This is a genomic window from Microbacterium sp. Z6_144 (genome assembly GCF_057197625.1).
Genome location: NZ_JBXVPT010000002.1, coordinates 101,155 through 126,583 on the forward strand (window position 1 = coordinate 101,155; position 25,429 = coordinate 126,583).

The 25,429-nt window shown below is 72.1% G+C and carries 16 protein-coding genes; 14 read left to right on the forward strand and 2 right to left on the reverse strand.

Going from position 1 to position 25,429, the window contains the following annotated elements:
- Nucleotides 1-56: 56 nt before the first annotated feature.
- From AC2DGY_RS12625 to AC2DGY_RS12680, 12 genes are all read left to right on the forward strand, one after another.
- Nucleotides 57-2,447: an ATP-binding cassette domain-containing protein gene (locus AC2DGY_RS12625; RefSeq protein ID WP_484510105.1), complete on the forward strand. Its 2,391-nt coding sequence runs from the start codon at nucleotides 57-59 to the stop codon at nucleotides 2,445-2,447.
- 171 nt (nucleotides 2,448-2,618) lie between these two features.
- Entirely contained in the window at nucleotides 2,619-8,687 is a 6,069-nt protein-coding gene (locus AC2DGY_RS12630) for an Ig-like domain-containing protein (RefSeq protein ID WP_484510106.1), read from the forward strand.
- Between the two features lie 22 nt (nucleotides 8,688-8,709).
- The gene (locus tag AC2DGY_RS12635) at nucleotides 8,710-9,681 is read left to right on the forward strand and encodes an AAA family ATPase (protein WP_484510107.1); all 972 of its coding nucleotides are present in this window, start codon (nucleotides 8,710-8,712) and stop codon (nucleotides 9,679-9,681) included.
- Nucleotides 9,681-10,943, forward strand: a complete 1,263-nt coding sequence (locus AC2DGY_RS12640) for a DUF58 domain-containing protein (protein ID WP_484510108.1) — start codon at nucleotides 9,681-9,683, stop codon at nucleotides 10,941-10,943. The genes AC2DGY_RS12635 and AC2DGY_RS12640 overlap by 1 nt, the downstream gene beginning before the upstream one ends.
- Entirely contained in the window at nucleotides 10,940-13,426 is a 2,487-nt protein-coding gene (locus tag AC2DGY_RS12645) for a transglutaminase-like domain-containing protein (protein ID WP_484510109.1), read from the forward strand. The genes AC2DGY_RS12640 and AC2DGY_RS12645 overlap by 4 nt, the downstream gene beginning before the upstream one ends.
- Nucleotides 13,423-13,746, forward strand: a complete 324-nt coding sequence (locus AC2DGY_RS12650; RefSeq protein ID WP_484510110.1) for an FHA domain-containing protein — start codon at nucleotides 13,423-13,425, stop codon at nucleotides 13,744-13,746. Before AC2DGY_RS12645 ends, AC2DGY_RS12650 begins: the two co-directional genes overlap by 4 nt.
- Entirely contained in the window at nucleotides 13,743-14,603 is an 861-nt protein-coding gene (locus AC2DGY_RS12655) for a PP2C family protein-serine/threonine phosphatase (protein ID WP_484510111.1), read from the forward strand. The genes AC2DGY_RS12650 and AC2DGY_RS12655 overlap by 4 nt, the downstream gene beginning before the upstream one ends.
- Entirely contained in the window at nucleotides 14,600-16,120 is a 1,521-nt protein-coding gene (locus AC2DGY_RS12660) for an FHA domain-containing protein (RefSeq protein WP_484510112.1), read from the forward strand. The genes AC2DGY_RS12655 and AC2DGY_RS12660 overlap by 4 nt, the downstream gene beginning before the upstream one ends.
- Nucleotides 16,117-17,766: a serine/threonine-protein kinase gene (locus AC2DGY_RS12665; RefSeq protein WP_484510113.1), complete on the forward strand. Its 1,650-nt coding sequence runs from the start codon at nucleotides 16,117-16,119 to the stop codon at nucleotides 17,764-17,766. The genes AC2DGY_RS12660 and AC2DGY_RS12665 overlap by 4 nt, the downstream gene beginning before the upstream one ends.
- Nucleotides 17,767-18,306: 540 nt before the next feature.
- Nucleotides 18,307-19,620 (forward strand): sensor histidine kinase, encoded by a 1,314-nt coding sequence (locus tag AC2DGY_RS12670; protein WP_484510114.1) that lies wholly within the window; start codon nucleotides 18,307-18,309, stop codon nucleotides 19,618-19,620.
- Nucleotides 19,621-19,669: 49 nt separating this feature from the next.
- Entirely contained in the window at nucleotides 19,670-20,347 is a 678-nt protein-coding gene (locus tag AC2DGY_RS12675; RefSeq protein ID WP_484510115.1) for a response regulator, read from the forward strand.
- The gene (locus AC2DGY_RS12680; RefSeq protein ID WP_484510116.1) at nucleotides 20,344-21,177 is read left to right on the forward strand and encodes a hypothetical protein; all 834 of its coding nucleotides are present in this window, start codon (nucleotides 20,344-20,346) and stop codon (nucleotides 21,175-21,177) included. Before AC2DGY_RS12675 ends, AC2DGY_RS12680 begins: the two co-directional genes overlap by 4 nt.
- Nucleotides 21,178-21,257: 80 nt before the next feature.
- On the opposite strand, the gene AC2DGY_RS12685 is transcribed toward AC2DGY_RS12680, so the two are convergent.
- Both AC2DGY_RS12685 and AC2DGY_RS12690 read right to left on the reverse strand, forming a co-directional pair.
- Nucleotides 21,258-21,731, reverse strand: a complete 474-nt coding sequence (locus AC2DGY_RS12685) for a dehydrogenase (protein ID WP_484510117.1) — start codon at nucleotides 21,729-21,731, stop codon at nucleotides 21,258-21,260.
- A 48-nt stretch (nucleotides 21,732-21,779) separates the two neighbouring features.
- Nucleotides 21,780-23,528 carry a cation:proton antiporter gene (locus AC2DGY_RS12690; RefSeq protein ID WP_484510118.1) on the reverse strand — a complete coding sequence of 583 codons (1,749 nt, stop codon included), beginning with the start codon at nucleotides 23,526-23,528 and terminating at the stop codon, nucleotides 21,780-21,782.
- Between the two features lie 43 nt (nucleotides 23,529-23,571).
- Here AC2DGY_RS12690 and ypfJ point away from each other — a divergent pair, with 43 nt between their 5' ends.
- Both ypfJ and pip read left to right on the forward strand, forming a co-directional pair.
- Nucleotides 23,572-24,447 carry a KPN_02809 family neutral zinc metallopeptidase gene (gene ypfJ, locus AC2DGY_RS12695; RefSeq protein WP_484510119.1) on the forward strand — a complete coding sequence of 292 codons (876 nt, stop codon included), beginning with the start codon at nucleotides 23,572-23,574 and terminating at the stop codon, nucleotides 24,445-24,447.
- Entirely contained in the window at nucleotides 24,444-25,421 is a 978-nt protein-coding gene (gene pip, locus AC2DGY_RS12700) for a prolyl aminopeptidase (protein WP_484510120.1), read from the forward strand. Before ypfJ ends, pip begins: the two co-directional genes overlap by 4 nt.
- Nucleotides 25,422-25,429: the final 8 nt, after the last annotated feature.

Consider the following 25,429-nt stretch of genomic DNA (forward strand, 5'->3'; position numbering starts at 1 on the left):
GAAGCGGGATGTCCGCGATGTGCGGGACACTGGGGCGAGCATCGAGGAGGAGAAGCATGCCCGCCGCATCCGCTCCGTCCGAGCCCGCCGCATCCGAAGCCCCCGCCACCGACCGCTCCCCAGACGCCCACGACGTCATCCGCGTCGTGGGGGCGCGGGAGAACAACCTGCAGGGGGTCACGCTCGACATCCCCAAGCGCCGCCTCACCGTCTTCACCGGCGTGAGCGGCTCGGGCAAGTCGTCGCTCGTCTTCGGCACGATCGCCGCCGAGTCGCAGCGGCTCATCAACGAGACCTACCCGACGTTCGTGCAGGCGTTCATGGCGACCCCGCCGCGCCCGGAGGTCGACGCGCTGGAGAACATCAGCCCCGCGATCCTCGTCGACCAGGAGCGCATGGGCTCCAACGCGCGCTCCACGGTGGGCACCGCCACCGACGTGCACGCGATGCTGCGGATGCTGTTCAGCCGGCTGGGCGTCCCGCACGTCGGGTCGCCGCAGGCGTTCTCCTTCAACGTCCCGTCCGTGCGCGGGGGCGGCGCGATCACGTCGGAGCGCGGCGGGAAGACCGTGAAGGAGCGCCGCTCGTTCGAGATCACCGGCGGCATGTGCCCGCGGTGCGAGGGCCTCGGCGAGGTGAGCGAGGTCGATATCGACGAAATCGTCGATCGCTCGAAGTCGCTCGACGGCGGTGCGATCACGGTCCCCGGCTACAACGCCGACGGCTGGATGGTGCGCATCTACGCCGAATCCGGATTCGTCCCTGCCGACAGGCCCGTGGCCGACTTCACGGAGCAGGAGCTCAACGACTTCCTCTACCGGGATCAGACGAAGGTGCGCATCGCCAACACCAACATGACCTACGAGGGTCTCGTGCCCAAGATCACCAAGAGCATGCTGCAGAAGGACCGCGACTCGCTGCAGCCGCACATCCGGGCGTTCGTCGATCGCGCCGTGAAGTTCATGCCGTGCCCCGACTGCGGCGGCACGCGCCTGAACGAGGGGGCGCGCTCGTCCACGATCGAGGGCGTCAGCATCGCGGATGCGGCGGCGATGCAGATCACCGATCTCGCGGCGTGGCTGCGGACCATCGACGACGCGGCCGTCGCCCCGCTCATCCGTGGCCTGCGCGACACCGTGGACTCCTTCGTCGACATCGGCCTCGGGTATCTCTCACTCGACCGTGCCAGCGGCACGCTCTCGGGCGGCGAGGCCCAGCGGACGAAGATGATCCGGCACCTGCGCTCGAGCCTCACCGACGTCACCTACGTCTTCGACGAGCCCACCGCAGGCCTGCACCCGCATGACATCCAGCGGATGAATGCGCTGCTGCTCGCGCTCCGCGACAAGGGCAACACGGTGCTCGTGGTCGAGCACAAACCCGAGGTGATCGCGATCGCCGATCATGTCGTCGACCTCGGCCCCGGCGCGGGGCGCCACGGCGGCCGCATCCAGTTCACCGGGGATGTCGCGGGTCTCCGCGCATCCGACACCCTCACCGGCCGTCACCTCGACCACCGCGCGAGACTCAAGGAGACCACGCGCGCCGCCGCCGGCGCGATCGAGATCCGCGGGGCGAGACAGCACAACCTCCAAAGCGTCGATGTCGACGTCCCTCTCGGGGTGCTCACCGTCGTCACCGGGGTCGCGGGGTCGGGCAAGTCGTCGCTCATCCACGGGAATCTCTCCGGCCGTGATGAGGTCGTGGTGGTCGACCAGGCCCAGATCCGCGGTTCGCGGCGGAGCAGCCCGGCCACCTATACCGGACTTCTCGACGCGATCCGGGCGGCCTTCGCGAAGGCGAACGGCGTGAAGCCCGCCCTGTTCAGCGCGAACTCGGAGGGTGCGTGCATCGCGTGCAAGGGCCTCGGCGTGATCATCACCGACCTCGGCTTCCAGTCCACGGTGGAGACGCTGTGCGAGGTGTGCGCGGGCACGGGCTTCTCCGACGAGGTGCTGCAGTACCGCCTCGACGGTAAGAACATCTCCGAGGTGCTGTCGATGTCGGCGACGGAGGCCGCACAGTTCTTCCCGAAGGGACCGGCTCACACGACGCTGGCCCGCATGGTCGATGTCGGGCTGGGCTACCTGACCCTCGGGCAGGCCCTCAGCACGCTGTCAGGCGGCGAGCGGCAACGCCTGAAGCTCGCCATCTCGATGGCCAAGTCCGGGGCGATCTACGTGCTCGACGAGCCGACCACGGGGCTGCACCTCGCCGACGTCGACAACCTCCTCGGGATGCTGGACCGTCTCGTCGAGGCCGGCAACAGCGTGATCGTGATCGAACACCACCAGGCCGTCATGGCGCACGCGGACTGGATCATCGACATCGGCCCCGGCGCTGGCAACGACGGGGGCACGGTGGTGTTCGAAGGCCCACCCGCCGACCTCGTGGCCGCGGCATCCACCCTCACCGGGAAGCATCTGGCCGCGTACGTGGCATCCTGAATCCCCCGACCGCCTCGCTGTATGCCGCGCGGGGGATAGCACGCCGAGAAAGCGCGGGGCAAGGATTCCTGCGCGATTGCGGCTGGGGTCGCTGCTGTGGATATGCTGAGTGCGACATCCGCCCGTTCCTACGGGATGACGGCTCGTTTCCGCCCGAGGAGGCAGGGTCGCGTGAGGGCTTCTACGTGGCTTCGACAGCGTCGCCGGACACTTGCGTCCGTCGGCGTCGTCACCGTGTCCGCGCTCGCGGTGACGACGATGGCCGTGGCGTACCAGGGGTTCCCGACCACCGAGGTCGACCTGCACGACGGCGGTGTGTGGATCACGAAGCGCTCGAGCGTGCTGGTGGGACACTTCAACCACGAGTCCCGCGTGCTCGACGGAGGCCTCCGTGCCGCGGGCGACGAGTACGACATCCTCCAGGACGGGTCGACCGTGCTGCTCCTGGACCAGACCGAATCGACCGTGACCGCTGTCGACCCGGCGATGGTGATGCTCACCGAAGCCGCCGACGTGCCCGCCGGGGCGAAGGTCGCCCTCGGCGGCCCCACGATGGCCGTGCTCGACCCGGCAACCGGCTCGCTGTGGGTTGCCCGGTCGGCCGCCACCGCCGCGTTCACCGTCGAGGGGACCGACCCGGTGACCGAACTGGGCGAGGGCGCCGATGTCGCGGTGGGCCGCGACGGCACCGTTTACGGCGTGTCACCGGAGTCACGCGAGATCGTCACGGTGCCGGTGGCCGCCGACGGCGAGACCGGCGAACCCTCGCGGCGCGGACTCGACGGCGTCGATGAGGGCGCCGAGCTGTCGATCACGGTCATCGGCACGACGGCAGCGGTGCTCGACGCCGATACCGGCACCGTGCACACGACCGGAGGTATGCGGGCCGAGGTCGGCGGCGCCGACTCCGCCCTGCTGCAGCAACCTGCCGCGTCGGGTGAGGAGGTCGTCCTGTCGACCGCATCCGCCGTCGTGCGGGTGCCCTTCGACGGCTCGGGTCCGGTGGAAACGCCCTCAGGCGGAGGCGAGGGAGCACCGGCCGCCGCGGTGACGCTGGGCGGCTGCACGTACGCCGCCTGGAGCGGATCGGGTGCGTTCGTGCGCGACTGCTCCGGGGACGCGAACGATCTCACCACCCAGATCGACGGCCTCGACCCGACCGCACAGCTGCAGTTCCGCCAGAACCGCGACGTGGTGGTGCTCAACGATGTCGTGGGCGGCGCTGCGTGGATGGCGACTGACGCGATGCAGCGCGTGGACAACTGGGACGACATCATCCCGCCCGAGGGGGAGGCGGAGGAGGACGAGCAGACCACCGAGGAGACCGTCGAGACGACGCTCCCCGAACGCACCGAGGTCAACACCCCTCCCATCGCCACCGACGACGAGTTCGGCGTGCGGCCGGGCCGCACCACCGTGCTGCCGGTGCTCGACAACGACACCGACGCCGACGGCGACGTGCTGACGGTCACGCTGCCCGACGGCGCACCGGGCCTCGGCGCCGTGCAGCCGATCCATGACGGCTCGGCGCTGCAGATCGCCATCCCGGAGGAGGCATCCGGATCGGAAACCTTCCGGTACGAGATCGACGACGGCCGCGGCGGCACCGACAGCGCCACCGTGCGCCTGGCGGTGCGCGGATGGGACGTCAACGCGCCGCCCGCACCCAAGCGTGTCACGACCGTCGTCGTGGAGGCGGGCGGGTCGATCACCTACAACGTGATGCCGGACTGGATCGATCCCGACGGCGATGAGATCTTCCTCGCCTCGGTGGTGCCGGCGGAGGGCGACGAAGCCGACTTCACCGCCGACGGTCGCATCACCTATCGCGCGATCGGCGGGACGCAGGGCCGCAAAGAGGTGCCGATCACCGTGTCGGACGGATCGGACGTCACCGAGGGCATCGTGCGCTTCGACGTCAGACCGCCCGGGTCCACCGTCCCGGTCACCAACGCCGACCACCTCGTCGTGCGCGCGGGTCAGACCGCGACCGTCGCGCCGCTGGCCAACGACACCAGCTCCGGCCGCGAGGCGCTGCGCCTCACGCGCGTGGATCAAGTGCCCGGTGCCGAGATCGTCCCCGACTACCCCAACAAGACGTTCACGTTCCGCTCCTCGGCCCCCGGGACGTACTACGCGCAGTACCTCGTCGCCGCCGGACCCAACGCGGTGGCGGGCCTCGTGCGCATCGACGTGCTGCCGGATGCCGACACCGAACTGCCCCCCGTCGCCGTCCGCGACGTCGCCCTGCTCCCCAGCGGCGGCGACGTGCTCGTGAACGTGCTCGCCAACGACAGCGACCCCTCCGGCGGCATCCTCGTCGTCCAGTCGGTGACGGTCGACCCCGCCAGCGGCATCTCGGTGGCCGTCCTCGGGCACGAGACCCTCCGCATCACCGACCAGTCGGCTCTCGGGGAGCAGACGCGGATCGGCTACCGGATCTCCAACGGTCAGCAGACCGCGGAGGGCGAGGTCGTCGTCCTCCCCGTGCCGGCGCCCGACCAGCTGCGCCCGCCGGTGGCCAACGACGACGAAGCCGTCGTGCGCGCGGGCGATGTCGTCACCATCCCGGTGCTCGACAACGACTACCACCCGAACGATGACACCCTGCGACTCGCCCCCGACCTGGTCGAGCCGCTTCCCACCCCCGAAGACGGCACGATCTTCGTCTCGCAGGACACCGTCCGCTTCCGCGCGAGCGCCGAGCCGGGCACCGTCTACGCGACGTACGAGGTGGAGGACTCCAGCGGCCAGAAGGACGCCGGCTATGTCACGATCCAGGTGCTCCCGGTGGACGCCGACACCAACCAGGCTCCGCGCCCGCGCGACATCACCGCGCGGACGCTCGCCGGCGCCGAGGTGCGCATCCCGGTTCCGCTGGACGGCCTCGACCCCGACGGCGACTCGGTGGAACTCCTCGGCATCGACTCCGCCCCGTCCAAGGGCCGTGTGAGCGAGGTCGGCGCCAACTTCCTGACCTACGAGGCCTTCGAGGGCGAGACCGGACCCGACGCCTTCACCTATCGCGTGCGCGACCGTCAGGGCGCCGAGGCGACCGCCGCAGTGCGGGTGGGGATCGCCCCGCCCGAGGCGGCCAACCAGGCTCCCTACGCGGTGAAGGATGCGGTCATCATGCGCCCGGGCCGCGAAGTGGCCGTACCGGTGCTCGCAAACGACTCCGACCCCGAGGGCGACGCGCTCAGCCTGATCTCCGAGGGTCTCATCCTCCCCGACGTCGGGGGTCTCGAGGCCCGGGTCGTGGGCGACCGGGTGGTCGTCACCTCACCGGGTGAGCCCGTGGAGACGAGCCTGCAGTACACGATCCGCGATGCCCGCGGCGCGGAAGCACGCGCGGTGCTGCAGGTCACCGTCGCGGAGGACGTGCCCCTCCAGCGCCCCATCGCGCGCGATGACCGCGTGCGTCCCGTCGACGTCGAAGACGACTCCTTCGCCGATCTCGATGTCCTCGTCAACGACGAGGATCCCGACGGCACCGTCGACGCCCTCGAGATCGCGGTGGATGCGGCGGGCGCGCGCGTGCTGGAGGACGGTGTCGTCCGCGTCCCGATCCTCGAAGAGGCGCAGCTGGTGACGTACACGATCACCGACGGCGACGACCTGACCGCATCCGCGTTCATTCACGTCCCGGCCCTGCGGGACCTCCCACCGGTGCTGATCTCCACCGAGGGCGTCGAGGTGCAAAGCGGCGAGACGATCGAGATCCCGCTGTCCGAGCACGTCCGCGCGGCAGGCGACCTCGACGTCGTCATCACCGAGGCGGCGAAGGTCAGCGCCGCCCATGCGAACGGCGCGCCGCTCGTCCAAGACCAGCGCACGCTCGTCTACACCTCGGCCGACGGCTACTTCGGTCAGGATGCGATCACGTTCGAGGTCACCGACGGCACCGGGCCCGACGACCCCGAGGGGCGCAAGTCGACCCTGACGCTGCCGGTGACCGTGCTCCCGCCCGACAACCAGCAGCCGACGTTCGTCAACGGCCAGATGGACGTCGCCCCCGGCGAGGAGGCCACGGGCCTCGACCTCGCCGCGTTGACCACCGACCCGGACGAGGGCGACCTCGAGCGGATGCGGTACACGATCGTGGGCGGGTCGCCGAGCGGCATGAACGCGACGATCGATGGGCAGACCCTCCGCGTGAGCGCGGACGCCGATACGCGCAAGGGCACCACCGCCGAGGTCGAGCTTCGCATCGACGACGGGGAGACCGACCCGATCGAGGGCACCGTGACGGTGCGGGTGACCGCATCCACCCGTCCTCTTCCGACGGCGAACGACGACGTGCTCCCGGAGGCGGATCAGGGCAAGACGATCTCGGTCCCCGTGCTCGCCAACGACTTCAACCCGTTCCCCGAGACGCCGCTGAAGGTGGTCGCGGCCTCCACCGAGACCGGCGACGGTATGGCGGAGGTGCGCGGTGACCAGGTCTCCGTGACGCCGTCGGCGCGCTTCTTCGGCACGATGGTCGTGCGCTACCGCATCCAGGATGCGACGGGGGATGTCGACCGGGAGGTCGAGGGCCGCATCCGCCTCACGGTGCAGGGGAAGCCCGACGCCCCCGGGGTGCCGACGGTGTCGAGCGTGCAGGACCGCACGGTCGTGCTGTCCTGGACGCCGCCGCCGAACAACGGTGCTCCGATCACCGGCTACACCGTCACCTCGACCGCGGGGAACTACACGAAGCAGTGCGGCTCGACCACGTGCACGCTGGACGGCCTCACCAACAACGTGGAGTACAACTTCGTCGTGACCGCGACCAACCGCGTCGGCGAGTCCGACCCGTCATCCCCGTCGGAGACCGCCCGACCCGACGCGCGCCCCGACACGCCGCAGCCGCCGACGCTGCGCTTCGGCGACCGTTCGCTCAACGTCGCGTGGGTGACGCCGTCGACCCCCGGCTCACCCGTCGAGTCGTTCACGCTGGAGATCTCTCCCGCGCCCCCCTCGGGTGCGACGCAGCAGACCGCGACCGGTAATTCGCTCGTGTGGGAGGGGCTGGAGAACGGCACCGTGTACCAGGTGCGCGTGCAGGCCCACAACCGCGCGCCCGAGCCGTCGAGCTGGAGCGGCTACTCGGCCGGAGAGATCCCCGCCGGGCCCCCCGCCGCCGCCGCCGCGCCGACGACGACACGCCTGGACCCCGTGGGGCCGCAAGCGCAGATGCAGGTGTCGTGGCAGCATCCTGCGAACAACGGCGACCCGATCGCCGAGTACCGGCTCAACGTGCAGGGCGGGGCGCAGTCGCGGACGATCGCGGGCATCAGCCCCGGAACGACCTCCCAGGCCGTGGTCGTTCCCGCGTCCTCCAACGACTACACCTTCACCGTCGAAGCGCGGAACAAGGCCGGATGGGGTCCGGCGAGCCCGCCCTCGGCGCCGCGTCGAGCCTTCACGCCGCCGGGCGCGCCGCAGGGCGTCAGCGCCTCCACGCCCGCACCCGACAACTCCATCCACGTCGCCTACCAGCCGGCCGAGCGCAACGGCGCCGACGCGGGCGCGGTCCGGTACGAGTACTCGCTCAACGGCGGCGGATGGGCGGCGTTGAGCGGCAACAACCGCATCACCAACGTCTCCAACGGCACCGCGTACAGCGTGACGCTGCGCGCGGTGACCACTCAGGACGGGACGACGTACTACGGTCCGTCCTCGAACACGACGCCGCAGGTGACCCCGTACGGCCCGATCCGGCCCCCGGGGGCGAGCGCGCGGGGGAGCGGGACGCAGATCGAGTTCGGATGGTCGGCTCCCGCGGAGAACGGGCGTGCCATCACGAAGATGGAGATCAACATCGCCGGGGGCGGCTGGGAGACGGTCGGTCTCAACGGATCCCGGACGCGGGACTTCGGCTACGACCAGAAGCACACCATCCAGGTGCGCGCCACGGATGCGGCGAATCAGACCTCGTCCGCGAGCGCGGAGGCTCGTACCGCGGACCGGCCCAAGGCGAAGGCAACGATCAGCAAGGGCGGGTCGGCCGTGGGCCAGTCCGGCTGCACGTCGTCGTCGTGCGCGTACTTCCAGCTCAACACGGAGAACTTCCCGGCCGGCAGCTACCGGATCTACTGCAACAGCGGCCCCGACGGCGAGTTCACCGACGGCGCCAGCTACAACGTCCCGGCGAACGGCCGCATCCAGCTGGGGTGCTACTACGGCAAACCCAACACCCAGGTGTGGGTCCGCATCCAAGGCTGGGGCGACTCCGAGAAATTCACATGGCGATAGCGACGAGAACGAGGATGACCGCATGACCATGACCCCTGACCAGGCCGCCTGGTTCCACACCACCTTCACGCGCCTGGTCGAGAACGTCGACCGCGCCCTGATGGGAAAGCCCGAGGTGGTGGGGCTCGTGCTGTCGGCCATGCTGGCCGAGGGCCACGTCCTCCTGGAGGATGCCCCGGGCACGGGCAAGACGAGCCTTGCCAAAGCGCTCGCCGCCACCGTGCAGGGCACCAGCAGCCGCATCCAGTTCACCCCCGACCTGCTGCCCTCCGACGTCACCGGCGTGACGATCTACGACCAGGCGAGCCACAAGTTCGAGTTCCACCGCGGCCCGGTGTTCACCTCGATCCTGCTCGCCGACGAGATCAACCGCGCGTCCCCCAAGACCCAGTCCGCGCTCCTGGAGGTCATGGAGGAGTCGCGCGTCACCGTCGACGGTGTGCCGCACGAGGTGGGCCGGCCGTTCCTCGTCATCGCGACCCAGAACCCCATCGAGCAGGCCGGCACGTACAAGCTCCCCGAGGCCCAGCTCGACCGCTTCCTCGTGAAGACGTCGATCGGCTACCCCGACCTGGCCGTCGCCGAGCGCATCCTCGCCGGCTCCGCCGATCGCAACCCGTCGGCGAGCCTGTCGCCGCTCATCACCACGGCCGCCGTCGCCGACATGGCCGACCTCGGCGCCACCGTGCACGTGGAGCCCGCCGTGCTGCGCTACATCGCGCAGCTGGCGGAGGCCACGCGCGCCGATGCGGCGACGCGTCTGGGGGTGTCGGTGCGCGGGTCGCTCGCCATGGTGCGCATCGCCAAGATCCGCGCGGCGTCGCAGGGTCGTCACTACGTCGTCCCGGACGACGTGAAGGCGCTGGTCGCTCCCGTGTGGACGCATCGCCTGGTCATGGACCCCGAGGCGGAGTTCAGCGGCATCACCCCCGACACCGTGATCGCGCGGACGCTCGACTCGATCGCGGCACCGCAGGCGAGGTCCGCGGCCTGATGACCAGCGAGACGCTCGGGACGACCGTTCCCGCCGGCACGACCCGCACGGCGCTGCGCGAGGTCGCAGCCCCGTTCGCGGCGCGTGTGCTGCGTGGTGCGCGGGAGGTCCTGGGCGTCATCCGGCCGCTCGGATGGATCCTCATCGCCGGCATGGTCGTGCTCTGGATCACCGGGCAGCTCCTCGGCTGGTACGAACTGATCGTCGCCGCCTCCGTGCTCACCGCGGTGGTGGCGCTGTGCGGGCTGTTCCTGATCGGCCGGACGAACTACGACGTCGGTCTCGACCTCACCCGCACGCGGGTCGTCGTGGGCGAACGCGCGGTCGGCGCCTTGACGCTGGCGAACAGAGGTTCGCGGGCGATCCTCCCCTCCCGCGTCGTGCTGCCCGTGGGCGCGGGCCGCGGAGAGTTCGCGGTCAAGCGGCTCGCGCCGGGGGAGGAGGCGGAAGAGCTCTTCGCCATCCCCACTCAGCGCCGCGCCATCCTCGCCGTCGGTCCCGTCAGTGTCGTGCGCGGCGACCCGCTCGGCGTCTTCGAGCGGGTGCACCGCCGCGACGAGCCGGTCGACCTGTACGTGCATCCGCGCACCGTGCTCTTCGACGGGCAGTCGCTCGGGTTCCTGCGCGACCTCGAGGGACTGCCGGCCACCGACCTCTCCCGTGACGACATCTCCTTCCACGCCCTCCGCGAGTACCAGCCGGGCGATGATCGCCGGAACGTCCACTGGCGCTCGACGGCACGCACCGGAAAGCTCATGGTGCGCCAGTACGAGGAGACCCGGCGCTCGCACTTCGTCATCGGGCTGTCGCGCAATGCGGGCGACTTCAGCGATCCCGACGAGTTCGAACTGGGCATCTCCGCCGCCGGCTCGCTCGGCCTCCGGGCGCTTCGCGACTCGCAGCGCGTGGAGATGCGCGTGCAGGGCGCCGAGCTTCCCGCCGCCACCGGCAAGCAGTTCCTCGACGGGCTCTCGGGGCTCGAGTACGCCCGCGGACGCACCGGCGACATCGTCGACCTGTCCGGACACATCGCCGCGACCGTGGCGCTCGCGAGCGTCGTCGTGCTCGTCTGCGGCAGCGCGGTGGATGCTGCCCGCCTCCGCGTGGCGTGCGGCCGCGTGCCGTTCGGCGCGCGCGTGCTGGCCCTGGTCGCCGATACGACGGTCGCCTCGCCCACGCTCCGCCGGATCGCGGACGCCGACGTGCTGACGATCGGCGCGCTGGACCAGCTGCCCGGAGCCCTCCGACGGGTGTTCGCATGACCGCCCCGGACGGCTCGCCCCGGACGATCGGCGGAATCGAGGTGCGACGGTGGGCGCTGGACCTCGGCGCCGTCGCACTGCTGCTGTCGGTGGGCATCGTGGGGTTCTGGCCCACCTTCGGCGGCCCCGGGTACCTCCCCGCCGGGATCGGCGGCCTCCTCCTCGGCCTCGCGATCGCGGGCGTGGGCGCGTGGCGGCGATGGGGCATCCTGGCGGTGGCCGGAGCGACTCTGGGTGCGTACGTGGTGTTCGGCACCATGCTCGCCCTGCCGCACACGGCTCTCCTGGGGTTCGTCCCCACCCTGGAGTCGCTGCAGCGCCTCGCGGTCGGCATCGTCACGTCGTGGAAGGAGCTGCTGACCACCGTCGCCCCGGTCGGAACGGGCGAGAACCACCTCATCGTCCCGTACCTCCTCACCCTGGTCGCGGCCGTGCTGGCTGCGAGCCTCGCCCTTCGCGTCCGCCGGCCCGCGTGGGCCCTCCTCCCGGTGGCGGTCTACCTCGGGGCGCAGATCGCCCTCGGCACCGCCGAACCGGCCGTGCCGCTCGCGCAGGGCATCGCCGTCGCCGTCGTCGCGGCCGTGTGGCTGGCGGTGCGGCAGGCGTGGCAACCCGCACGCGCGGCCGTGTCGGTCGGTGAGGGCGGGGAGCCCAAGGGCATGGCCCTGCGCCGCCTCGTCGCCGGGGCCGCCGTCCTCGCCGTCGCGACCGGGATCGGGGTCGCCACCAGTGCGATCGCAGCCCCCGACGGCCCGCGCTACGTGCTGCGCGACGTCGTCATCCCGCCGTTCGACGTGCGCCAGTACCCGAGCCCCCTGCAGGCCTTCCGCGGATACGTGCGCGACTTCCCCGACGAGCCGCTGTTCACCGCATCCGGGCTCCCCGACGGCGCACGGATGCGCCTGGCGACGATGGATGCGTACAACGGCACGGTGTTCAACGTCGCCGACGACGGCGCCGGCTCCTCGAGCGCGTTCGCGCCCGTGCGGAGCATCATGTCGCCCGAGGCCGAAGGCTCCGCCGCCACGATCTCCGTCGAGATCGGCGAACTGCGGGGAGTGTGGCTGCCCGATGCCGGGGCCGTCCGTTCGATCGCCTTCGACGGCGCACGGGCCGAAGACCTCCGACGCGCCACGTACTACAACGACGCGACCAGTACCGGGGTGGTCACCTCGCGGCTCGCGGAGGGGGACACGTACACCCTCGAAGCCATCCTCCCGGCCGACCCGAGCGACGAGCGGCTCGCCGACGAGGCGTTCGCTCCGCTCCGCATGCCCAAGCAGAAGGGCGTCCCGCCCGAGTTCGCCGAGATCGCCTCCGACATCGTCGCCGACGCATCCACGCCGATCGAGCAGGCGCGGGCGCTGGAGCAGACCCTGTCGCAGGACGGCTTCTTCAGCCATGGCCTCGAAGGCCAGGTGCTCTCGCGCGCCGGGCACGGTGCTGAGCGCATCGCCACCCTCCTCCGCGGTGACCAGTGGGTGGGTGACGACGAGCAGTATGCCGTGACGATGGTGCTCCTGGCCGGCCAGCTCGGAATCCCCGCGCGCGTCGTGATGGGGTTCTACCCGGAGGAGGACGACGCGGGCCGGGAGTTCGTCGCGACCGGCGAGACGCTCCACGCGTGGGTGGAAGTGGCCTTCGAAGACTCCGGCTGGGTGACGTTCGACCCGACGCCGCCGGAAGATCAGGTTCCGACCGATCAGACCACCAAGCCGCGCGCCGACCCCAAGCCGCAGGTGCTGCAGCCCCCGCCGCCGGAGCAGGAGCCCGTCGACCTGCCCCCGACGGTGCCCGACGAGCGCGGCGCCGAGGACGAGGAGAACCCGCTCGCCAGCATCCTCGGGCTCATCGCCCTCGTGTTGGCCGCCATCCTCGGCGTGCTCGTCCTGCTCCTCGCGCCCTTCGTCGTGATCGGCGCGCTCAAGGCCGCCCGCCGGCGACGCCGCCGGGAGGCCGAACGCCCCGCCGACCGCATCAGCGGCGGCTGGGAGGAACTCGTCGATCGGGCCAGCGACTACGGCACACCCGTCCGCCGCGGCGGCACGCGCGCCGAGGATGCGGCGGTCGTGGGGAGCGCCTTCGAGGAACCGCAGGTGAAGACCCTGGCCCGCCGCGCCGACGCAGAGGTGTTCGGTCCCTTCGACCCGACGCCGCAGGACATCGACGACTTCTGGCGCGAGGTGGATGACATCGTCGGCGGGATGGGCAAGCGTGTCGGATTCTGGCGGGGCCTGAAGGCACGGCTGGACGTGCGCTCGCTCCTGGCCGACACGCGCTTCGCCCTGCCGGATCGGCGGGTGCCGCGGTCACCGGTGTCGCGTGTGCGACACGATCGGGACGCGTCGGGCGCGCGGCGCGCGCCACGGGTGTCGCTGCGATCGTTCGACCCGCTGGTGACTCGCGCGAAGGCCCTGGTGCCTCGTGCGAAGGCGCTGGCCGGCCGCATCCGCATGCCTCGCAAGAACGGGGACGGATCGTGAACGCCGTCGCCGTGCTCACGTGGGACACCGGCGAGCAGGTCGCGGTGTACGGTCGGACCGTGTTCGGTCGCGACCCCTTCGGCGGTCCGTGCGCGACCGTGGTCGTGCGCGACGAGACGCTGTCGTTGTCGAAAACGCACTTCGAGGTGGGCGGCGACGACACCGGGGCGTGGCTCGCCGACCGATGGTCGCGCAACGGCACCGTGATCGTACGAGACGGGAAGCGCATGACCCTCCGCCCGGGTGAGCGCGTCGGACTGCGCAGTGGCGATCACCTCGAACTCGGGGACCGCCACGCGACCGTGAGCGGGGCACCGTGAGCGAGCGAGCGAGGGCCGGGCAGCCGCCGGTGACCGTGACCTGGGGCGCTGCCACCGACGTGGGCCGGCGGCGTTCCCTCAACGAGGACGCCTTCCTCGCCGCGCCGCCGGTGTTCCTCGTCGCCGACGGCATGGGCGGCCACCAGGCCGGCGAGGTCGCCAGCGCCACCGTGATCGACGAGTTCTCCAAGCTCGCGGGCCGCACGAGCCTCACCATCCAGGAGGTGCAGGAGACCTTCCGCGCCGCGCGCGACCGGGTCGACACGCTGCCGGCGGGCGGTGGCGCGGGAGCGGGAACGACGCTCGCGGGCGTGACGATCGCCGACATCGAGGGTGAGGGCTACTGGCTGGCGGTCAACGTGGGCGACTCGCGCACGTACCGCCTCAGCGAGGGTGTGCTCGAGCAGGTCAGCGTGGACCACTCCGTGGTTCAGGAGCTCATCGACTCCGGCCAGCTCGACGCGGCCTCGGCCGCGCAGGATTCCCGCCGCAATGTCATCACGCGAGCGATCGGTGCCGGCAGCGACAGCGAGCCCGACTTCTGGCTGCTCCCCGCCGAAGAGGGCGACCGCATCCTCATCTGCTCCGACGGTCTTCCCACCGAGATCGACCCCGACCGCATCGACCTGATCCTGCGCTCCGAACGTTCCCCGCAGGCCGCTGCCGAGCGGCTGGTGCGCGAGGCCGTGGACGCCGGCGGACGTGACAATGTCACCGTGGTGGTCGTCGACGCGTTGTCGGTTCACATCCGGGGCGCGCGCGACCGCAGCGAGACCACCCCGACCGCGCCGCTCGTCGAGATCGAGGGCGACACCCTGCCGCGCGCGGGAGCGCGAGCCCGAGGAGGACTCTCATGACCGTCGTGCGATACACCATCGGAACCCTGCGCGCCGTCGTCGCGCCCTCGGCGGTCGCGCTGCTCGGCGAGGGGACCACGGATGCAGCCGCCGAGTCGGTCTGGCGGCAGCTCACCCGCGGCGCGGGCCTGGCCGGCGTCGTCGACGCCCTCGCCGCCGGCGGGCCCCTCTCGTCCGTGCCGTCCTTCGCCGTCGCTCTCGATGAGGACGGAACCTGGCGGGTGGCCGTGCGCGGCGCGCACTCCGTGTCGGTGGGCCCAGACGGGGAGCGGGTGGACGGCGCCGGCGCCTCCACGTGGACCGAGCGCAGCATCCGCGCGGCGGACGCGCTCATCCTCAGCGCCGACGCCGACGCCGACGCCGACGCGACGACGGCGTCGCTGCCGCTGAGAGACGGCGTCGTGCCGGCATCGGTGGTCACGATCTCCCGGGAGGAGACCGCGACCGAGGCGGCGGGCTCGGCGAGCGGTGCGCTGGCGCCGAGCGAGCCCGTGCAGCCGCACAGCGTCGCGGAGGTGCACGGCGCTCCGAGTGCTCCCGCCCCGGCGCCGGTCGACGGGGGTGCGGCGACCCCTCTGCCGGTCCCGGCTGCCCCCGTTCCCGCCGTACCCGTCGCGATTCCCGCCCCACCGGCTCCCGCGGCGCCGGTCGACGGGGATGCGGCGACCCCTCCGCCCGTCCCGGCTGCCCCTATTCCCGCCGCGCCCGCCGACACTCCGGCCCCTGCCCAAGCCGAGCCCGCCGACATTCCGGCCCCTCCGCCGGTCCCGGCTGCTCCGATTCCCGCCGCGCCCGCCGCGACTCCGGCCCCTGCCGAAGCCGAGCCCGCCGAGGCCGAGCCCGTCGATGTCGAGCCGACCGAGGCCGAGCCGACCGAGGCCGAGCCGACGGACGCCGACGCGCCGGACCCCGCCGGACCCGCGGAAGCCGACCCGACCGCCGCCGCCGCGCCCGACCCCGGACCGCCGAGCCCGGTCGCGGACGACCTTCCCACCCCGGCCGCGGGGAACGCGGTGCCCGAGCTGGCCGAAGATGTCGAGGCGACCATCATCCGCGGTGGTGCGGAGGAATCCGCCGCCGACGAGACCATCACCCTCGCCGAAGCGCGCGCGATGCGCGCCTCCGGGAAGCTGCCGCCGGTCGCGCCGCCGCTGTCGCCGCCGACCCCGCCGTCGGCCGCGGGCGTGCTGCGGGCCTCCACCGGGCAGAGCGTGCTCCTGGACCGCACGGTGATCCTCGGCCGGCGGCCGCGCTCCACCCGGATCAGCGGCGCCGACCTGCCGCACCTCGTGGCCGTCGACAGCCCGCAGCAGGACATCTCGCGCAACCACCTCGAGGTGCGCGTCGAAGGCGACAGCATCCTGGCCACCGACCTCAATACCACCAACGGCACGACCCTGCTGCGCCACGGATCCGAGCCGGTGCGGCTGCATCCCGGCGAGCCGACGATCGTGGTCGCCGGCGACGTGCTCGACCTGGGAGACGGCGTGACCGTGGCGGTCGAGGACGCTCCGTGAGTCCGCGCCGGTCGCCGCAGGCTCCGCCCGACCTCCCGGGTTTCACGTACCTCGAACTGCTCGGCTCCGGCGGATTCGCCGACGTCTTCCTCTACGAGCAGCAGCTCCCCAAGCGCCGCGTCGCCGTGAAGGTGCTGCTGACCGAGCGGATGACCAGCGGCTCCATCGCGGAGTTCACCGCCGAGGCGAACGTCATGGCCATGCTGTCGACGCATCCGGCGATCGTCACGATCCACCAGGCCGGGGTCGCCGGCGACGGTCGCCCCTACCTCGTGATGGAGTACTGCCCGCGGCCGAACCTGCAGGCGCGCTACCGTCGGGAGCCGTTCTCGGTCGCCGAGGCGCTGCGGGTCGGCGTGCAGGTCGGGGCGGCCGTCGAGACCGCGCACCGCGCCGGCGTGCTGCACCGCGACATCAAGCCCGCGAACATCCTCGTCACCGAATACAACCGTCCGGCCCTCACCGACTTCGGTATCGCCTCCACCACCGGCGCCGGCGATGCGGGGGGCTTGTCGATCCCGTGGTCGCCGCCCGAGGCGCTCGGGGCCGTGCCGTCGGGTGACGCGCGCGCCGACGTCTGGTCGCTCGCGGCCACGGTGTACAGCCTCCTGGCGGGGCGGTCGCCGTTCGAGCTCGTCGGTGAGCGCAACACCGGCGCCGACCTCATCACCCGCATCGAGGCTCTTCCGCTGCCGCCGCTCGGGCGGCCGGATGCTCCGCCGTCGCTCCAGCGCGCTCTCGAGCGCGCGATGGCCAAGTCGCCGGCCGACCGGTACGACACGGCGCTGGCCTTCGCCCGCGCGCTGCAGAAGGTGCAGATCGAGCTCGCTCACGCCGTGACTCCGATCGACATCCTCGACGACGGCACCCCCGACGGGGTGGTCGACGACGAGGACGACGGACTCACGCGCGTCCGGGGCGTGGTGAGCATCGACCCCGAGACGGTTCCGGCCGCCGGTGCCACCCGCCCGCCCGCGCCGCGCGCCGATCTGTGGGGACCGGAGTCGTCGACGCGCCGTTCGCCGCGCGATGACGACGAGACCCGCATCCGGCCGCCCGCGGTCATCGCACCCGAGTTCGGTACCGCCCCCCGCGTGCCACCGCCGGCGCCGATGGCACCGGCATTCGCCGGTCAGGTGCTCCCGTCTGCCTCCGTGGCTGCGCCTCCGGTCGCCGTCACGGGCCACGCCCCGGCCGCCACCGCGACGGATGCGGGCGCTCCCCGCCTGTCGCGCCGGGGCCTGTGGTTCGCCGTGGGGGCCGGGGCTTTCGCCCTCGTGGTCGTGGTCATCCTGGCCCTCGCTCTTCCCGCCGTCCTCGGGACCGCAGGTGAGCCGACCCCGACCGCGCAGCCCACCGACGAGCCCATCGACGTCGTCGGTGTCGCGGCGCCGCCGCCCGCCGACCTCGCCGGCACGGTCACCCCCGACGGCGTCGTGTTCACGTGGGTGAACCCCGACCCCGCCGACGGGGACGCGTACCTGTGGGGCGTCGTCACGCGCGGCGGAGGCGACCCGCCCCTGGAGCCGGTGGCGGACACGACCGTGACCGTCCCGGCGGACCCCTCGGGCACCACCTGCATCCAGGTGCTCACGCGCCGCGCGACCGGCCAGGCCTCCGAGCCGGCGTCGGCCTGCGTCCCCTGACCCGCGCGGAGCCCTCCCTGCCGAGCCGTACTCAGTCTCAATCGCGTGCCGCGCGAACGGCAGCCGCGCTATTCCGGGTGCACGCCGGGCCCGGCCCCGATTCAGACTGAGTACGTGCACACCCGGGTGCGCGCGGAGCCCTGCCCGCCCAGCCCGTACTCAGTCTCGATCGCGTGCCGCGCGACCGGCCAGGCTTCCGAGCCGGCGTCGGCCTGCGTCCCCTGACCCGCGCGGAGCCCTGCCCGCCCAGCCCGTACTCAGTCTCAATCGCGTGCCGCGGACACGGCAGCCGCGGTATTCCGTGGGTCTCGCCGGGCCCGGCCCCGATTCAGACTGAGTACGTGCACAGCCGAGGTGCGCGCCGGGCCCGGCCCCGATTCAGACTGAGTACGTGCACACCCGGGTGCGCGCCGGGCGCGGCCCCGTTCAGACTGAGTACGTGCACACCCGGGTGCGCGGGAGCGGGTCTTCGGGATAACCCGACATACGGGTCGGGATGACGCGGGGGACAGCGCCGAGCTGCGGTCCTACCGTGGGAGCATGACCTCGCAGACCGCTGCCGTCCCGGCACCCGAAGCCCCCTCCGCGGCTCCCTCCCCGGCGTCGACGAGCCGCCGCGCGGTCGCCTCGCCCGGGCGCATCCTCACCGCGCTCGCCCAGCTCGCCGCACTCGGTGTCGTGGGTCCGGTCGTCTTCACGGTGCTCTTCACCCTGCTGGGCACCGGGCTCGGGCTGGTGGTCGTCCTCGGGATCGGGCTGCTGTTCCTGGTCGCTCTCGTCTACGCGCTGTGGGCGGTGGCGTGGCTCGAGAACGCCCGCGTCGAGGGCCTGTACGGCTTCCGCATCCCGGCTCTGACCGTTCAGCGACCAGAGCGTACCGGCTTCGGGGGCGTGGTGCGGATGCTGGGGCGCCAGGCGATCGACCCGGCGGTGTGGCGGGGCATCGCGAACTTCGCCGTGGCGACGATCCTCGGCTTCGTGACGGTGCTGCTCGTCGGGCTCATCGCCTCCGGGGCGGCCCTCACCTTCGCCCCCCTGTACGCCGGCTCCGGTGTCGCCCGCCTGTGGCGAACCGGAATCGACGTTCCCGCGGGATGGGCGCTGCTGGTCGGTCCGATCCTGGTTCTCCTGGCCCTCGCCGGGCTGGTGGCGATCGCGATCCTGCACGGCGTCCTGGCCCGCCTCATCCTGGTGCCGTCGCAGGAGGCGCAGCTCACGGCGGAGGCCCGGCAGTCGGCGCAGCAGCGCGCCGGGGCGGTGCGCGCCGCCGATGTCGAGCGCACCCGGATCGAGCGCGATCTGCATGACGGGGTGCAGCCCCGACTGGTCTCCGTCGGGATGACCCTGGGCCTGGCCCGGCAGAAGATCGACGACGACCCCGCCGCCGCCAAGGCGCTCATCGAGGAGGCGCACACCTCCACGAAGGCGGCCATCACCGAGCTCCGCCAACTCGCCCGCGGCATCCACGCCTCGGTGCTGGATGACCGGGGACTGGATGCGGCGCTGTCGGCGCTCGCGGCCCGGTCGCACGTGCCCGTCCAGCTGGATGTCCGCATCGACGGCCGCTGCGAGCGCAGCGCCGAGGCCGCGGTGTACTTCTCGATCGCCGAGTCGCTCACGAACGCGGCGAAGCACTCCCGTGCCAGCGCCGTCCGGGTCGTCGTCCGCCGCCGGGACGACGGGTCACTGTGGGCCCGTGTCGAGGACGATGGCATCGGCGGTGCCCGTATCCTTCCCGGTGGCGGCCTCGACGGAATCTCCAACCGCATCCTCGGCGCCGGCGGAACCTACCGCCTCGACAGCCCGACCGGCGGCCCCACCGCCCTGGAGGTGAGCGTCCCGTGCGCATCCTGATCTGCAACGCCGTCAGCGACGTTCGCATCGAGCCGGCAGGAAGTGTCCCGTGCGCATCCTGATCTGTGAGGACTCCGTCCTCCTCCGCGAGGGCCTCGTGCGCCTTCTCGAGGACGCGGGCCACGACGTGGTCGCAGCCCTCCCCGACGCGTCCGACCTCGACGCCACGGTCGCCGAGGTCGCGCCCGACCTGTGCATCCTCGACGTGCGGCTCCCCCCGACCTACACCGACGAGGGCATCCGCGCCGCCGCGCGGCTGCGGGCAGCGCATCCCGACCTGCCGGTGCTGGTGCTCTCGCAGTACGTCGAGGAGCGCTACGCGAGCGATCTCATCTCCGCCGGCGGTGGGGCGCTCGGGTACCTCCTGAAAGACCGCGTCGCCGATGTCGCCGAGTTCCTCGACTCGGTCGCCCGCATCGGCGCCGGAGCCACGGTCCTCGACCCCGAGGTGGTGGCGCAGCTGCTCGGTCGGCGCAGCCGCGACGAACGGATGCAGCGGCTGACCGAGCGCGAGCGCCAGGTGCTCTCGCTCATCGCGGAGGGCAAGTCCAACCAGGCGATCGCCGGGACGCTGTTCGTGTCGGAGGCGAGCGTCGAGAAGCACATCACGGCGATCTTCCAGAAGCTCGGACTCGAGCAGGACGAGTCGGGCAACCGCCGCGTCCAGGCCGCGCTCGTCCACATCGAATTCGGCGGATCCGCGCCGCAGACAGGAGCAGCACGATGACCAGCACCCTGAACCCGCCGGTGCCGGCGGCCGGCCCGGAGGCCCCGCGGCCGGGGAACGCGGCCGGGCGCATGATCACGATTCTCACGGCCCTCCTGGGGGTCGGCGTGCTCGTCGCCGTCGCGTGGGCCGGGATCCGCTCGACCGTGGCGGCGTCGGTGGCCTCCTCGGATACCCGCACGCTGGCCGTCGACGGGGTGCGCGACCTGGACGTGGACGTGGCAGCGACCTCGCTCACCATCCGCTTCGACGACGTGCCCGAGGCATCCCTGGAGGTGCGTGACTCCAGCGGCGGCACGTGGACATTCGAGCGCACCGGCGACACGCTGAGCGTGGAGACGCCCCGCGCCGCCTTCGTGTCGTGGTTCGGCTCCGACAACGGCCGTGCCGTGCTCACCCTCCCGGCCGAGCTGGAGGGTGCCCCCACCGCCCTGTTCCTCGGCGCCGGCTCGCTGACCGCGGACGGTGACTTCGGAGATCTGGAACTCGGGATGGGTGCGGGTGGGATGGACATCAGCGGCACCGCCGAGTCGGTCGTCGCCGATATCAGCGCGGGCCGGGCCGAGCTCGATCTGGAGGGCGTCCGCGACGCCGACCTGCAGCTGTCCGCCGGGGAGATGGTCGCCCGGCTCGAGGGCGAGGCGCCGTCGGAGGTCGCCGTCTCGGTCAGCGCCGGGTCGCTGGAACTGACCCTGCCCGACGACGACTACGACGTCACCTCCGACGTCGCGGCGGGCGAGCTGGACAACAACCTCCGCACCGTGTCGGGAGCATCCTCGCGGGTCTTCGTCGAGGTGGCGGCGGGAAGCGCACGCCTGATCGCCGGCTGACCCGCGTCGAGCCTCCACGACACGCGGCATGCGCTGCGGCGCCCCGGGTGTCGTGGACGTTCGCGTGTGGATGCCGCGGCTCAGCGCCCCGTGTCGTAGAGGTGCCGGCCACCGTGGCCCAGCACCTTCACCACGACGCCGCGCTGGTGGAGTTCGGCGACGGCGCGGGTCTCCTCCTCCAGCGTCGTGCCGAGGGCGTGCACGTTCGCGACGACGAGCACGTCGCCGCGGCCGAGGGTGTCGTAGAAGCGACAGAGCCGTTCCGACCAGTCTTCGAGCGTCTCCGGCGCCGGGTGCCGGAAGTCCGCGATGGCCACGCCGAAGCGGGTCAGGTCCTCCCGCTGCTGGACGACCGAGGGCATACCCGGGCGGGACACGACAAGACCCACCAGTCGGGCGCCGGCGGGGCGGGCGAGCCACCAGTGGCGGTCGCGTTGCAATTCGGTGAAGCACTTCGGGCAGTCCGCGGCCGGGTGGGGCAGATAAAGGGGGCTCGTATCGGTCGGTGCGGCGTGCGCGTGCGTCATCGCCGCCGGATCCTGCGTCTCGCTCATGGCACCTCCCGCCCCCATTGTGCCTGGTTCCGCGGGTGGGCCGAGACCTCAGTCCTCGCCCTCGAGCCGCAGTTCCAGGCTCAGCTGGTCGGCGTCGAGCTCGGAGAGGGCGTGCCGAAGGGTCGCCGTGCTGTACCGGCCGCCGCGCGAGAGCTCCACCAGGCGGTCGCGCATCACCTCGATGAGGGCGAGCCGGAGCTCCAGGTGGTCGCGCGCGCGGGTTCCCGAGTCGTCCTCGGGCGGTCGGGTGAGGCGGTCGTTGACGCGGGTCACGACGTCGTCGGGGAAGGCATCGCCATCCCGCCGGCGCAGGCGACCGCCGGCCACCGCCTCCGCCGCCGCGCGCTGCATCTCCGCCGCCAGCGACCGCTGCTCCTCGTGCGGGGGACGGTCACCGCCCTGGCTCTGCAGCCCGAGCGCACGCACGACCCACGGCAGCGTGAGGCCCTGCAACAGGAGGCTGAACACGGCGACGAGAAACGCGATGAAGATCAGCAGCGGGCGGTTCGGGGCATCGGCGGGCAGGGTCTGCGCCGCCGCCAGAGTCACCACCCCGCGCATCCCCGCCCACACGATGACCGCGCCGTGTCGCCAGTCCAGGGGGGAGTCGCGGTAGTAGTCGAGGTCGGCCACCATGCGGGCCAGGCGTGCGCGGAAGGCGCTGAGGCGTCGCTCCACCCGCTCCGGATCCGCGGCACGGCCCGGATGGCCGGGGGCGCCGGGAGGGGACGCGAGGCGTCGTTCGGCGTCATCCGCTCGTGATCGGGCGCTCTTCGGGCGGTCGCGCAGACGCGAGCGTGAGCGCGAGCGCGCACCCTGCGCCCAGATCAACGCCGAGACGTAGCCGGCCCGGATCGCGAGGACGACGCCGAGGGCCAGGAGAGCCAGCCACGTGCCGTACCAGAGCCCCTCGTGCTCTTCGACGTTCGCGCGCACGATCTCTTTGAGCTCGAGGCCCATGATGAGAAAGACGGCGCCCTCCAGCAGGAGCTCGATCGTGCGCCAGTTGAGGTGGTCGCTCATCCGCTGATCGGGCGTGAAACGCCGGGTGGCTCCCTGCCCGGTGACGATGCCGGCGACCACGGCGGCGACGAGCCCCGAGCCCCCGAGGGCCTCGGTGGGCAGGTATGCCAGGAACGGAACGGTGAAGCTCAGGGCGGTGTTGGCCGCCGGATGACGCACCCACTGCCGAACGCGCAGGTTCGCCCAGCCGACGGCCGCGCCCACCGCCAGCGCGACCGCGACGCCCTGCACGAACGCCCAGACCGTGTCGCCGAAGGCGAAGCCACCGGCGATCGCGGCGATGGCCGTGCGCAACAGCACGAGCGCGGTCGCATCGTTGAGCAGGCTCTCGCCCTCGAGCATCGTGACCACGCGCGGAGCGAGGCCCAGGCGCTTCGCGATGGAGGTGGCCACCGCATCCGTCGGGCTCAGGATCGCACCGAGGGCGATCCCCAGCGCGAGGCCCAGCCCCGGGATGAGCAGGGCGAAGACGAGGCCCAGCGCCACGGAGGAGATCACCACGAGCAGCACCGAGAGGCCCGCGATCGGGGCGAAGTCGCGGCGGAACTCCACGGCGGGCAGCTGCACCGCGGCGGAGTACAGCAGCGGCGGCAGGACGCCGACGAGGATCCACTCGGGGTCGAGCTCCCACGCGGGGAAGAAGGGCAGGAGGCTCACGGCGAGGCCGATGCCCATGAGCACGAGGGGCCCGGCGATGTTGACGCGGGGAGCCAGAGCCGTCGCGAGCGAGATGACGACGACGCCGATGACGACCACCACAAGGGTCTCCAGCACGCAACGAGCATATTGCGGGCGGGCGGAACGGTACCGTGAACATGTGACCTTCAACGACGGTGCCAAGGTCGGCGGCAATCGTGCGCGCCGGCGCGGACGGGGCGCGGCCATCGCCGGCGGCGGTGTCGCCGGTGTCGGCGTGATCGTGGTGCTCCTGCTCAACGCCTTCACAGGGGGAGATTTCTCGAGCCTCCTCGGCGGGGGTGCCGGGGGGCCGGTGCCCCAGGGCGAGGGGTCAGAGATCTCGAACTGCCAGACCGGCGAAGACGCCAATGCGCGCGACGACTGCCGCCTGGCCGCCGGCTCGCTCGCCCTCGACGAGTACTGGGCCGGCGAGCTGGAGGGCTACCGCGAGCCGCAGCTGATCATCGTCGACGGGTCGACGTCGACGCAGTGCGGCACCGCCTCCAACGCCACCGGGCCGTTCTACTGCCCGCCGGAGGAGACCGTGTACGTCGACCCGACGTTCTTCGCGCTCCTGCGGGAGCGCTTCGACGCCACGGGCGGCGACCTCGCGCAGCTCTACGTGCTCGCGCACGAATACGGACACCACGTGCAGAACATCACCGGCGTCTTCGAGCAGTATCCCGACAACGGCACCGGGCCCGACAGCAACGGCGTGCGCACCGAGCTGCAGGCCGACTGCTTCGCCGGGGCGTGGGTGGCCGGGATGACGATCGCCGACGACGCGGACGGCACCCGGTACCTCGAAACGCCGACCTCTGCCCAGATCTCCGACGCGCTCAACGCCGCAGCATCCGTCGGCGACGACCACATCCAGCAGCAGTCCGGCGGCGCCGTCAACTCCGACACGTGGAGCCACGGCTCCAGCGAGCAGCGCCAGCGGTGGTTCGACACCGGCTACGACGGCCGCCCCGGCGCGTGCGACACCTTCTCGATCGCGGGGTCGCAGCTGTGAGCGCCTTGGCACACCTCGACGACATCCTGTACCCCGAGATCGAACCGTACGAGACGGGGATGCTGCTGGCCGGCGACGGTCAGCGGATCTACTGGGAGCAGAGCGGCAATCCCGAGGGCACCCCCGTCGTGTACCTGCACGGCGGCCCGGGCGGCGGGACGAGCCCGTGGCAGCGGCGCTTCTTCGATCCGGAGAAGTACCGCATCATCCTGTTCGATCAGCGCGGATGCGGGCGGTCGACGCCGCACGCGAGCGATATGACGACCGACCTGCGGTTCAACACCACGTGGCACCTCGTCGCCGACATGGACCTCCTCCGTCGCAACCTGGGCATCCGGAAGTGGCAGGTCTTCGGTGGCTCGTGGGGCAGTTCGCTCGCGCTCGCCTACGCCGAGGCGCACCCGGACACCGTCACCGCGCTGGTGCTTCGCGGCATCTTCACCCTGCGCCGCCACGAACTGGAGTGGTTCTACGAGGGCGGTGCGTCGGCGCTGTTCCCCGACCTGTGGGAGGAGTTCGTCGCGCCGATCCCGGTGCTCGAACGTTCGCGCATGATCGAGGCCTACCATCGCCGCCTCACCGACCCCGACCCGGCGGTACACGGCCCGGCGGCGCTGGCGTGGACCCGGTGGGAGGCGGCCACCGTCACCCTCATGCCGGACGCGGGCTTCATCGCCGAGATGAGCGAGCCGGAGTCGGCCATCGCCTTCGCGCGCATCGAGAACCACTACTTCGTGCATGGCGGGTGGTTGCGGGAGGGGCAGCTCATCGAGGACGCGGGGCGGCTGCGCGGCATCCCGACGGTGATCGTCCAGGGCCGCTACGACGTGTGCACGCCCATGATGACGGCGTGGGACCTGCACCGGGCGCTCCCCGAGGCCGAGCTGGTCGTGGTTCCCGGCGCCGGGCACGTGGCGCTCGAACCCGGCATCGCCCGCGCCCTGCGCGACGCCGCCGACTGCTTGGTCTCCTGAGCGGTGCG

Excerpts from the sequence above, each read along its gene's own strand:
- AC2DGY_RS12625 (WP_484510105.1), top strand. The coding sequence starts at position 57 with ATGCCCGCCGCATCCGCTCCGTCCGAGCCCGCCGCATCCGAAGCCCCC.
- AC2DGY_RS12635 (WP_484510107.1), top strand. The coding sequence starts at position 8,710 with ATGACCATGACCCCTGACCAGGCCGCCTGGTTCCACACCACCTTCACG.
- AC2DGY_RS12640 (WP_484510108.1), top strand. The coding sequence starts at position 9,681 with ATGACCAGCGAGACGCTCGGGACGACCGTTCCCGCCGGCACGACCCGC.
- AC2DGY_RS12645 (WP_484510109.1), top strand. The coding sequence starts at position 10,940 with ATGACCGCCCCGGACGGCTCGCCCCGGACGATCGGCGGAATCGAGGTG.
- AC2DGY_RS12660 (WP_484510112.1), top strand. The coding sequence starts at position 14,600 with ATGACCGTCGTGCGATACACCATCGGAACCCTGCGCGCCGTCGTCGCG.
- AC2DGY_RS12670 (WP_484510114.1), top strand. The coding sequence starts at position 18,307 with ATGACCTCGCAGACCGCTGCCGTCCCGGCACCCGAAGCCCCCTCCGCG.
- AC2DGY_RS12680 (WP_484510116.1), top strand. The coding sequence starts at position 20,344 with ATGACCAGCACCCTGAACCCGCCGGTGCCGGCGGCCGGCCCGGAGGCC.
- AC2DGY_RS12685 (WP_484510117.1), bottom strand. The coding sequence starts at position 21,731 with ATGAGCGAGACGCAGGATCCGGCGGCGATGACGCACGCGCACGCCGCA.